This is a genomic window from Cellulomonas olei (assembly GCF_039548315.1).
GTDB lineage: Bacteria > Actinomycetota > Actinomycetes > Actinomycetales > Cellulomonadaceae > Cellulomonas.
Window position 1 is genome coordinate 1 of record NZ_JBCLVN010000087.1, and the last position, 10,210, is coordinate 10,210.

The window sequence follows — 10,210 nt, forward strand, 5'->3', positions numbered from 1 at the left end:
TCGCACGGCGCTCGGCCACCGACGCCGGCGCGACGTCCGGGCCGAGCACTGCGGCCTCCGCCGCCGAACTGAAGGCCCAGGCCGACGCCCTGGGTGCGCTGATCCGGGCGGGCGTCGACCAGGCTGCCGCGGCCGAGCGGGTGGGGCTGTCGGGGATCAAGTTCTCCGGGCGCGTGCCGGTGTCCCTGCGCGAGCGGGAGGACTGATGCCCACCGCGGCGCAGGTCGCGGAGCACGCCGCGCTCGTCGGCGACGTCACGACCCTGGCGACCGCGGACCTGGTGTCGCTGGTCGCGGCCGTCGCGGACGACAACCCGGCCCGCGTGCGTGCCGCGCTACTCGAGGCCACGGGGCCGGTGCTCGAGCCCTACGGCGAGCAGATGAGCCTCCTGTCGGCCACGTGGTACGAGGACCTGCGCACCGAGGCGGACGCACCGGGCCGGTTCACGCCGGTCCTGCTGACCGAGACCGTCCAGCCCGAGCGGGTGCGGTCGCTGGTCGAGTGGTCCGTCGGGCCGCTGTTCGAGCAGAGCACGGACTCCACGGTCGTCGACCTGCTCGCCGGCGGGGCGCAGAAGCTCCTGGCGGACGTCGGGCGCGACACCGTGTTCGGCAACGCCGAGATCGACCCCGCGCCGGTCGGATACCAGCGGGTGCCGGCGCCGGGCTGCTGCGCGTTCTGCGCGATGCTCGCCAGCCGCGGCATGGACTACCGCTCCATGGAGAGCGCCGAGCGGGTCGTCGGTCGGGGGGCAGCGATACTGCCGGGCCCGCGGCGCCGCGGCGGGCAACCCAAGGGCATCCGACCGCGAGGGCCCCGCAAGATCGGCGAGAAGTACCACGACTGGTGCCGCTGCGAGGGCGTGCCGGTGTTCCCCGGTGCGACGGTCGAGTTCAACCCCGAGGTCGAGGACCTGCTCGAGGCGTTCTTCACCGCCTCGCAGAACGTCCACGGCCCGCGCGACTCGCTCTGGTCGCAGTGGTACGCGGCGCGCAAGCGGGGCGAGGCCTGGACCGCAGCCCCCGAGTTCGACATCTCCGCCAAGCGGATCCTCGCCGAGATGCGGCGCCTGACCGGCGCCCGCTGACCGGCTCTCCTCACGACTTCCCCGCGGCTGCGGGGCAGGCGCCCACGCCCGGCGCTCAACGGGTGGTGCACGGCCGACGGGCTACGGAGAACGACATGAACGCCAGGACCACCACGACCACCACCGCGCGCTACTGCCCGCCGAACATCGGCGTGCCGCCCGTGCTGAATCTCCGCGGCCTGCGGTTCATGGCCGCCGGCGAGGGCGGCGACGGCGGCAGCCAGGGCGGCACCGGCGGCGAGGGCGGTGAGGGTGGCGACGGCGGTGCCGGTGCCGGAAGCGGCGACGGCAAGGGCGGCGAGAGCGGGAAGTACACGCCCCCCGCGACCCAGGCGGAGCTCGACCGGATCATCTCCGACAGGCTCCACCGCGAGCGGACCACCAAGTACGCGGGCTTCGAGGACCTCAAGGCGAAGGCCGAGAAGTGGGACGCGCACGAGGCGGAGAGCGCCAGCGAGCTCGACAAGGCCACGAAGGCGGCCCGGGCCGAGGGTGCGACCGAGGCCACGACCCGGCTCACCACGGCGCTCGTCACGGCCGAGGCCCGCACGCTCGCGGCAATCAAGGCGCTGGTCGACCAGCTCGCGACGGACAAGCCCCACCTGGTCAAGAGCGACGACGACCCGCGCCGGCCCCGGCCGAACCGGGGTCAGGGGCAGACCGCCGGCCAGGGCGAGAAGTCCGTGGCCGCCGGCCGCGAGCTCCACGAGTCGCGCCGCTCGCGCAGCAAGAAGGACAAGGACTGAGCCCAGTCCCCCCGCTCACCCCGACACCCGGAAGGACGGCTGTACCATGCCGAAGCTCAGGACCGAGATCTACGGGGGCGGTGACATGTCCTGGCTCGACTCGAGCCACGGCATCGCCAACGCCCGCACCGACATCCTCGACATCTCCGCGTTCGCCGCGGCGACGTACTACCCGGACGGCTACATCAAGTCCGGCACCCCGGTCGCGAAGGTCGCCGGGCTGCTCGTGCCCTACGACAAGACCGAGGCCACGGTCACGGACGCCGGCATCCTGTGGGGCTGCCTCCTGACCGACCAGCGCGTCGTCGGCACCGACGACTTCGGGGTGCCCGTGCTCAAGCACGGCGCCCTCGTCGTCGCGAAGGTCCCGCACCCGGGTGGCTTCGCCGCCCCGGTCGCCGCGGCCAAGCGTTCCGCCACCACGTTCATCTACGTCTGAGAGGAGGTCAGGACATGCTGTGGACTGACATCATCGACCCGGCCACGCTGACCGGGTACGCCCGGGCCGACCTCGAGGACTACGAGGCGGCCAAGGGCACCCTCGCGGTCTTCCTGCCGAACCGGCCGGTCGACGACATCGAGGTCTCGTTCCGCGCCGGCTCCGCGGGCCTGGTGCCCGAGGCGCAGTTCCGCGCCTACGACGCCGAGATCAAGAAGGCCCCGCGCCAGGGCGGCCGCCGGATCAAGCTCGAGCTGCCGGCGCTCGGCCAGAACGTCCCGGTCGACGAGTACACGCAGCTGCGCTCGCGGAACGCCTCCGACGAGCGCATCCGGGACGCGATCCTCGCCACCACCCGCCAGGTGGTCCGCGCGGTCGCCGACCGCCAGGAGCGCCTGCGCGGCATCGTGCTCGTCACCGGCCGGGCCACGATCCCCGAGCTCGTCCCGGCCGGCGACGACTTCGGGCGCGACCCGTCGCACACCGTCACCGTGCCGACGCCGTGGACCGACCCGGCCGCGGACCGCCAGCAGGACATCCAGAACGCCGTCGACGTCTACAAGCTCGACAACGGAGTTCCCCCGGGCGCGATGGCGATGAACACCACCGCGTTCCGCGACCTCGCCAACGGCAACCAGTTCCAGACCCAGCTCATCAACGGCGGCGCCCGCCGCCCGACCGACGCCGAGGTCCGGGCCTTCGTCGAGGGCGCCGGCCTGCCGCCGATCGTGATCAACGACCGGCGCACCGCGTCCGGCCCCGTCCTGCCGAACGACACGATCGTGCTCCTGCCGGCGCCCGTCGACGCGGACGACTGGGAGGGCACCGAGCTCGGCGCGACGTTCTGGGGCCAGACCCTGTCCGCGATCGACCCCGACTGGGAGATCGAGGAGTCCGAGCAGCCCGGCATCGTCGCGGGCGTGTTCCGCGAGCCGAAGCCGCCGATGATCGCCGAGGTCATCTCCGACGCGATCGGCATGCCCGTCCTGGCGAACGCCAACCTCTCCCTGGCGCTCAAGATCCGCTGACCCGCCCCGCACGGCCCGACCCCACCGCGTGAGGCCGGGCCGTGCGCGCGTCACCCCGACACGAACAGGAGGGCCGCCCCATGGGCAGGCAGCTCATCGAGAACGTCCTCGTCCGGCACCCCGACACCGGCGAGGTCACCACCCTGTACGCCGGCCACGACGTCCCGGACTGGGCGTCCAAGGTCGTCACCAACCCGAAGGTCTGGGCCGACGCCGAGGACCCCGACACCGACTCCGACGCCGGCACCGTCGTGATCCCCGACGGTGACCCCACCAACAAGTGGAAGGTCGACCAGCTCACCGCCTACGCCGACATGCACGGCGTCGACCTCGACGGTGCGAAGAAGAAGGACGCGATCCTCGCGGCGCTCGCGGCTGCCAAGGACGCGACCACGTCCGGCGCGGCCGGTGCCGGCGAGCAGAAGCCATCCGGCGAGACCGCGGGCGACGCCGGGGACACCTCCGGCCAGGACTGATCCGGTTCGGCCCGGCGCGCACCCTCACGCGCCGGGCCGGCGGGTCGGAGAGGAGCGCTCGTGGCGGACGAGACCCCCTGGGCGACGCCGGACGAAGTCGAGGACGGCTGGCTCCTCGAGGACGACTTCGACTTCACCACCGAGCAGGTCGAGCGGCAGATCCGCAACGCGCGGCTCGCGATCCTGTCGCGGGACCCGTACATGGCCGAGCGCATCGCGGCCGACGCCACGGGAGTGCTCCGCGAGCAGGTCCGCGCCGTCACCATCCGCGTCGTGCTGCGGGTGCTGCGCAACCCCGAGGGCATGCGGCAGTTCACCGAGACGATGGGGCCGTTCACCCAGGGCGGCACCGTCGGCGGCGACAACCCCGGCGAGATCGAGCTGTCCCCGGCCGACCTGCGCCAGCTCGGCATCAGGACCCGGCGGCGGCGCAGGGCGTTCACGGTGTTCGCCGGGCCCGCGCGGTACCTGCAGGGGTACCGGCCGTGACGCGCCGCCTGCCGGGCCGCTTCGTGCCCCACGGGGTCCTCGTGCGCGACCTCGTCGGCCGCTCGGGCACCGGCCCGATCTACGGCCCGGCCCGCGATGTCGAGCGGACGTTCGTCACCGACGAACGCAAGCTCGTGCGCGACGAGCAGGGCCGCGAGGTCGTCTCCGAGTCGCAGGTCGTCCTCGACCTCGACGTCCACGTGGCGCTCGGCTCGCTCGTCACCGTGCGCCCGGGCAGCCCCGATCAGCGCGAGGCGAAGGTCATCGCCGTCGACCGCCGCCCGCACCGCTCCGGTCGACGCCCCCTGCCGCCGTACCAGCAGCTCTACCTCGAGTAGGAGGCGCCCGTGCCCGGGGACGTGACGATCGAGTGGCGCGGGTCCGAGGCGAAGGCCGCGATCCGCCGTGGCGGAAGGCGGGGTGTCGAGCGAGTCGCGGACCTCGTCGGGGAGACCTCGCAGGAGGTCGTCCCCCGCGAGAGCGAGGAGCTGGCGCGCTCGATGGTTGTCGACGTCGACCACGTCGACATGGAGGCCTCGGTCTCCTACGACACCGACTACGCGGTCATCAACCACGAGAAGCGCCGCCGGCACGCCCGCGGCGAGACCGACAAGTACCTCGAGCGGCCGCTGAACGCCGCCGCCCGCACAGGCGCGGCCGCCGAGCTCATGGCCGAGTCGATCCGCCAGGAGCTGGGAGAGTGACCCCGCCGCGCGGGCTGCACAGCAAGGCGATGCGTGGTGTCGCGCAGCGCCTGGCCGACAGCGGGCTCGGTGTCTGGTCAGGTGACGCCCCAGCTGAGTACGGGCCCAACGACACGCTGATCACGCTGCTCCACCTGCCCGAGGATCCGGACGCCGCGATCGCCGTGTCGCTCTACGACGGCGACGACGAGCTGCGCCTGCCGAACGTCGGTCTGCTCGTCCAGCTGCTGATCCGGGTCCCCGGACCGGCTGACGCCGTGGCCGACGTCGCCGAGGCGGCCTTCGGCGTGCTGCACGGCGTGCATCACGACACGTGGGGAGAGCTCCGCGTCCAGAGCGCGCGCCGGATCTCCTTCGCGCAGCTCGGCGCCGACAGCAACGGCCGGCACGAGCGCTCGGACAACTACCGCATCGTCACCCAGCGACCCGGAGGCACCCCGTGAAGGTCACCCACCCCGACCTCAGCTTCACCGGCCCTGTCGTCATCGGGCCGCTCGCCCTGGACTTCCGCGCGGGTGCCGCGTCCGCCGAGGACATCAGCCCAGCGCTGCGGTCCTACCTGCAGGTCGCCGGCTACACGGTGACCGCGGACCCCGCCCCGCCGCGCGCATACCCCGAGGGCCCGGTGACCGAGGGCTGGTCCGGCAAGCAGCTCGACGCCTACGCGTCCGAGCACGGCATCGACCTGGCGGGCGCGACCCGCAAGGCCGACAAGGTCGCGGCGATCGGTGCCGCCGCCTCCACCACCGTCCCCGACGGCAGCACCGGCGCGGTCGTCGACCTCGCCACCACCCCTACCGCCGACCCGGCCTGACCTGCCCCAGGAGGCACCCCCATGAGCGAGACCCCCGTCGAGACCGAGCTCGCGTTCTCCTACGAGTACGCCGTGGACATCAACATCGGCACCCGCGCCGCCCCGGTGTGGCAGAACATCCGGTTCATCTCCGCCGTGGACCCGCAGGCGACTTCGGTCACCCAGGACGGCGCTACCTACGACGACAACGGCGCCCCGCACCCCATCAAGACCTCCGAGTCCTGGACGCTGGGGTTCACGGCGCAGGGACACCGGCTGCCGACGACCGGGCTGTACCTGCCGGAGGTCGAGAAGCTCCTCGAGCTCGCGGGCCCCGACTCCGTCGGCAACGCCGCGTCCGGGCAGTTCCGCTGGTACGACGACCCCAGCGACCACGTGCCGAACCCGAACGAGGCCTACGAGGGCGACGGCACCGTCGCCGTCACCCGGCAGAACACGGGCAACGACCAGATCGCGGGCTGGACGGTCACCGTCACAGGCCAGGGTCGGCGTCGCAAGATCGCCAACCCGGCTGCCGAGGACGAGACGCCCTGACCCTTCCCTGATCGCGCGCGGGGCCGGCACAGCCGGGTCCGGCCCCGCGCGCTCCACCCGGCTGCCCGGCACACGCAGGAGACCACCGTGGCCCTCAAGGACCTCACCCAGTACCTCACCCCCGACCTCCAGCTCCCGTACGGCGACCGGACGTACACCGTCCACCCGCCGTCGAAGGACACCGGGATCAAGCTCGCCGCGATCAACGCCGTGGGCGTCGCGGCCTACGCCGCCGCGCTCGAGGAGTGCCCGACGTGCGGTCGCAAGGGCTCCCCGGAGATCCCCGCGGACACCCTCGCGGTCATCGAGTCGATGAAGGACGTCGACGTCGCCGCGCTCGCGCTCGGATCGGACGTCCACGCGCAGATGGTCGCCGACGGCGTCCCAGGCCCGCACATCGACCAGTTCGGGATGTACGCCCTGTACTACTGGACGCTCGGCGAGGAGACCGCCGACCGGATCTTCGACGCGCAGCACGGCGGTGGTGCCAAGGGGGAAGCGCACTCGGGGTCTTCGACGTCGCCGCGTGGGCCCCGTACGGCGTCGGGGAACCGGACCCAGCGACGGGCACCTACCCGCGGTACCGGGGCGTCCCGGCGGAGCTGAAGCCGAAGCACACCCGCCGGTCCTCGGCCGCGGAGCGCTGCCGGACGGCGAGCCATAGGGCCGCCGCGGCGACGACGAGCACCACGGCCACGCCCGCCACGACCACGACCTTGCGCCGGTGCTCAGCAGCGGACCGGTCCTCGATGCCCTGCAGGCGCCGGTGCAGGTCCCCCAGGTGGTCAGTCACGACGCCCATCCAACCACCAGGAGGTGACGTCCGTGGCCCTGACCGTCGGCGAGCTCGTCGCGTACATCCGCGCGGACGGCACCCAGTTCGACTCGCAGGTCGACCAGTCGGACCGGAGGTTCGATGGCCTGGGCCGGGTCGTGTCCGCGGGCACGAAGCAGCTCGCGACGTCGTTCGTGGCGTTGACCACGGGCGCTGCCGCGATGGGCGCCGCGGTCTTCAAGATCGGCGCGGACTACAACCGGCTGCAGCAGTCGTCGCGCGCCGCCCTGACGACCCTGCTCGGGTCGGCCGAGGCCGCGAACGCGCAGATGGACAAGCTCGACGAGTTCGCGAAGAGCAGCCCGTTCGCCAAGCAGGTCTTCATCACCGCGCAGCAGCAGCTCCTGGGCTTCGGCGTCGCCGCCGACCGGGTGCTGCCGACGCTCGACGCGATCCAGAACGCCGTCGCCGCTGTCGGTGGGTCGAACGAGCAGGTCTCCCAGGTCACCTACGCCCTCGCGCAGATGCAGGGGCAGGGGAAACTCACCGGAGAGACCCTGAACCAGCTCGGGCAGTACGGCATCGACGCCGCCACCGTCCTCGGGCAGCAGCTCGGGAAGACCGGCGCGGAGATCCGCGAGCTCGCGTCGAAGCCAGGCGGCATCCCCGTCGACCAGGTGTGGGACCCGCTCGTGACCGGGCTCATGCAGCGGTTCGGTGGCGCGACCGCGAACATCAAGCTCCAGATGGACGGCGCGCTCGACCGCGTCAAGGGCGCGATCCGCGACATCGGGTCCCTACTCGCGGCCCCGTTCATCGACCCGAAGGGCGGCGGCAGCGCCGTCGAGTGGACGAACAAGGTCGCCGACGCGCTACGCGCCGCTGAGCAGAAGGCGAAGCCGTTCGTCGACCTCATGGTCGCCCGGTTCAAGCCCGCGCTCGACGCCGTCACGCCGGCGCTCGACAAGGCCCGGTCGGTCATCAACTCGTGGGACCTGTCGAAGGTCAACGGGCAGCTCGACCGGCTCACCGCGTACACCCCGCTGATCGCGACTGGCGCAGCAGCGCTGTATGCGTACGGGACGCAGTCCATCCCGATCCTGTCCACGCTCGGGCTGACGATCAACCCGGTGGTCGCTGGGATCGCGGCGCTCGTCGCGACATCCCCTGGGCTGCGCAACGCTGGCGCGGACTTCGTCACCGCGCTCGGTCCGCTCGCCCCCCTGGCGGGGCAGATCAGCCAGGTGCTGTCCGACACCGCCCTGCAGATTGGGAACGAGCTCACCCCTTCCCTGACGGCGCTGTTGCAGGCGCTCGCGCCCGTGATCGTGTCCCTCGGGCAGCAGCTCGCGCCCGTGCTGATCGACACGGTCAAGTACGCGGTCCCGGTCGCCGAGGTGATCGCGAACGTCGTCGCATGGGTCGCGGAGCTCCCGACCCCGGTCCTCGCCGGTGCCGGGGCGTTCGCCGCGATCGTCGCCGTGCTCCCGAAGCTCGTCTCCGGGATGCAGGGCGTAGCGGCCACGGCCGCCGCCGCCGGGGGGGCGCTCAAGGCCGCGTTCATCGGGAACCCGGTGACCCTGGCGATCGCCGCGATCGCGACCGCCGTGGGCATCTTCGTGACCCGCGCCACCGACGCGAAGCAGCGAGTCGACACCATGGCCGATTCCCTCGACCAGGCCACCGGCGCGATCACCGCGAACACCCGCGCGCTCGTCTACAACAACCTCGAGAAGGACGGCCTGATCGAGAAGGCCAAGCGCCTCGGGGTCAACCTCAACGACCTCGTCACCGCCTCGATCGACCCGACGTCCGACGCGTACCAGCGGCTCGCCGACGCCGAGGCGGCCGCGAAGGACGAGTCGCAGTTCGAGCTCGGGGACCTCGGCGCGACGAACGACCGCCTGGAGCGGCTGCGCGGCTACTCCGAGATCCTCGTCGCCGTCCGCGGGCAGTCCGAGGACGTCGCGAAGTCGCAGCAGCAGGTCCGCGACCAGGTCGCGGCCGGCATCACCGCGACCGACCTGTCGACGGACGCGTACGGGCGCAACGCCGACGCGCTCAAGACGTCGACCGAGCGCCTCCAGGACAGCATCGACAAGCAGAACGAGGCCGCCGGCGCCGTCCTATCCCTGCGTGAGGCGCAGATCCGTGCCCTCGACGCGCAGGCAGGGCTCACCCAGGCGATCGTCGATGGCGCCGCGGTCGTCCGCGACCAGAACGGTGCCATCGATGAGGCAGCCGACGGGACTCGCCGCGTCGACGACGCCCTGATCGCGTGGACCCGCGACCAGGTCGCAAGCACCGACGCGATGGTGAAGAACAACGCCTCCGCGGCCGAGCTCGACAAGACGATCCGCGCACAGCGCGACTCGTTCATCGAGAACGCGCAGCAGCTCGGATACACCCGCGAGGAGGCCGAGAAGCTCGCGACGTCCTACGGCCTGATCCCGAACAAGGTCATCACGACCATCAAGGCGGAGGCCGCCGAGGCGCAGCTCGTGATCGACAAGTTCATCATGACGAACGACGGTCGGCGGATCCGGGTCACCGTGGACACCGTGGGTGGGACGACGTACAACTACTCGCCTGGCAACAAGTTCGCGATGTCGGCGCAAGCCGCCGGCGGCGTCCTCGAGTTCTACGCGGCCGGCGGGATGCGGCAGAAGCTCACCCCGATGGCCGCGGTCGCACAGATGGTGCCCGCAAACACCTGGCGGGTCGTCGGCGACCGGCCGCGTGGCGACGAGGCATACATCCCCATCGAGCGCACCACGGCGTCCCTCGCGCTGCTCGACGAGACGGCGGACCGACTTGGGCGGATCACCGTCCCGAAATCGGCTCTGCAGCTCAACGCGACCGGTTCGATCACGCCTCGCCCCGTGGCGCAGACGTCGCCGGCCGCCGCTGCGTGGGCGGGCCCGCCAGTGCAGATCACCGTGCAGGGCGACCTGACGGGCGACGGAGCGCGGACCCTGGCCGATGACCTGCCGTGGCTCCTCGCGACGCAGCCGGGAGGAGCCTGATGCTCAGCAGCACCGTCGTGGAGTGGGAGGGCCTAGCCCTTCACGGCTCGCGCGCACCGGACCGGGACTTCTGGATCCGGCCCGGTGGACTC

At 72.3% G+C, this 10,210-nt stretch carries 15 protein-coding genes; 14 read left to right on the plus strand and 1 reads right to left on the minus strand.

Annotated features, from left to right (window positions below; all coding sequences use genetic code 11):
- The 13 genes from AAHH18_RS17810 to AAHH18_RS17870 form a co-directional block, all read left to right on the plus strand.
- Positions 1 to 206 (plus strand): hypothetical protein (locus AAHH18_RS17810; protein WP_343302535.1); only part of this gene is annotated, 206 nt, incomplete at its 5' end.
- On the plus strand, positions 206 to 1,087 hold the full coding sequence (locus AAHH18_RS17815) for a VG15 protein (RefSeq protein WP_343302536.1): 882 nt from the start codon (positions 206 to 208) through the stop codon (positions 1,085 to 1,087). The genes AAHH18_RS17810 and AAHH18_RS17815, both read left to right, overlap by 1 nt.
- A 95-nt stretch (positions 1,088 to 1,182) precedes the next feature.
- On the plus strand, positions 1,183 to 1,833 hold the full coding sequence (locus AAHH18_RS17820) for a hypothetical protein (RefSeq protein WP_343302537.1): 651 nt from the start codon (positions 1,183 to 1,185) through the stop codon (positions 1,831 to 1,833).
- Between the two features lie 46 nt (positions 1,834 to 1,879).
- The gene (locus AAHH18_RS17825; RefSeq protein ID WP_343302538.1) at positions 1,880 to 2,272 is read left to right on the plus strand and encodes a hypothetical protein; all 393 of its coding nucleotides are present in this window, start codon (positions 1,880 to 1,882) and stop codon (positions 2,270 to 2,272) included.
- A gap of 14 nt (positions 2,273 to 2,286) precedes the next feature.
- On the plus strand, positions 2,287 to 3,300 hold the full coding sequence (locus tag AAHH18_RS17830) for a major capsid protein (protein WP_343302539.1): 1,014 nt from the start codon (positions 2,287 to 2,289) through the stop codon (positions 3,298 to 3,300).
- Positions 3,301 to 3,380: 80 nt separating this feature from the next.
- Positions 3,381 to 3,776, plus strand: a complete 396-nt coding sequence (locus AAHH18_RS17835) for a hypothetical protein (protein ID WP_343302540.1) — start codon at positions 3,381 to 3,383, stop codon at positions 3,774 to 3,776.
- Between the two features lie 60 nt (positions 3,777 to 3,836).
- Positions 3,837 to 4,265, plus strand: coding sequence for a hypothetical protein (locus AAHH18_RS17840; protein WP_343302541.1), 429 nt, complete (start codon positions 3,837 to 3,839; stop codon positions 4,263 to 4,265).
- Positions 4,262 to 4,603, plus strand: a complete 342-nt coding sequence (locus AAHH18_RS17845; RefSeq protein WP_343302542.1) for a hypothetical protein — start codon at positions 4,262 to 4,264, stop codon at positions 4,601 to 4,603. The genes AAHH18_RS17840 and AAHH18_RS17845 overlap by 4 nt, the downstream gene beginning before the upstream one ends.
- A gap of 9 nt (positions 4,604 to 4,612) precedes the next feature.
- Positions 4,613 to 4,969 (plus strand): hypothetical protein, encoded by a 357-nt coding sequence (locus tag AAHH18_RS17850; protein WP_343302543.1) that lies wholly within the window; start codon positions 4,613 to 4,615, stop codon positions 4,967 to 4,969.
- Positions 4,966 to 5,412 carry a minor capsid protein gene (locus AAHH18_RS17855; RefSeq protein WP_343302544.1) on the plus strand — a complete coding sequence of 149 codons (447 nt, stop codon included), beginning with the start codon at positions 4,966 to 4,968 and terminating at the stop codon, positions 5,410 to 5,412. The genes AAHH18_RS17850 and AAHH18_RS17855 overlap by 4 nt, the downstream gene beginning before the upstream one ends.
- Positions 5,409 to 5,783, plus strand: coding sequence for a hypothetical protein (locus tag AAHH18_RS17860; protein ID WP_343302545.1), 375 nt, complete (start codon positions 5,409 to 5,411; stop codon positions 5,781 to 5,783). Before AAHH18_RS17855 ends, AAHH18_RS17860 begins: the two co-directional genes overlap by 4 nt.
- A gap of 21 nt (positions 5,784 to 5,804) precedes the next feature.
- A complete protein-coding gene (locus tag AAHH18_RS17865) occupies positions 5,805 to 6,317 on the plus strand; it encodes a phage tail tube protein (RefSeq protein ID WP_343302546.1) in 513 nt (170 codons plus the stop codon).
- Between the two features lie 87 nt (positions 6,318 to 6,404).
- Positions 6,405 to 6,923, plus strand: a complete 519-nt coding sequence (locus AAHH18_RS17870) for a DUF7426 family protein (protein ID WP_343302547.1) — start codon at positions 6,405 to 6,407, stop codon at positions 6,921 to 6,923.
- Here AAHH18_RS17870 and AAHH18_RS17875 read toward each other — a convergent pair.
- Positions 6,889 to 7,110, minus strand: a complete 222-nt coding sequence (locus tag AAHH18_RS17875) for a hypothetical protein (protein ID WP_343302548.1) — start codon at positions 7,108 to 7,110, stop codon at positions 6,889 to 6,891. The two genes, AAHH18_RS17870 and AAHH18_RS17875, sit on opposite strands and share 35 nt — an antisense overlap.
- Before the next feature lie 32 nt (positions 7,111 to 7,142).
- Between AAHH18_RS17875 and AAHH18_RS17880 the strand changes: the two genes are divergently transcribed.
- On the plus strand, positions 7,143 to 10,118 hold the full coding sequence (locus tag AAHH18_RS17880) for a tape measure protein (protein WP_343302549.1): 2,976 nt from the start codon (positions 7,143 to 7,145) through the stop codon (positions 10,116 to 10,118).
- Positions 10,119 to 10,210: the final 92 nt, after the last annotated feature.

Excerpts from the sequence above, each read along its gene's own strand:
- AAHH18_RS17815 (WP_343302536.1), top strand. The coding sequence starts at position 206 with ATGCCCACCGCGGCGCAGGTCGCGGAGCACGCCGCGCTCGTCGGCGAC.
- AAHH18_RS17820 (WP_343302537.1), top strand. The coding sequence starts at position 1,183 with ATGAACGCCAGGACCACCACGACCACCACCGCGCGCTACTGCCCGCCG.
- AAHH18_RS17825 (WP_343302538.1), top strand. The coding sequence starts at position 1,880 with ATGCCGAAGCTCAGGACCGAGATCTACGGGGGCGGTGACATGTCCTGG.
- AAHH18_RS17830 (WP_343302539.1), top strand. The coding sequence starts at position 2,287 with ATGCTGTGGACTGACATCATCGACCCGGCCACGCTGACCGGGTACGCC.
- AAHH18_RS17835 (WP_343302540.1), top strand. The coding sequence starts at position 3,381 with ATGGGCAGGCAGCTCATCGAGAACGTCCTCGTCCGGCACCCCGACACC.
- AAHH18_RS17865 (WP_343302546.1), top strand. The coding sequence starts at position 5,805 with ATGAGCGAGACCCCCGTCGAGACCGAGCTCGCGTTCTCCTACGAGTAC.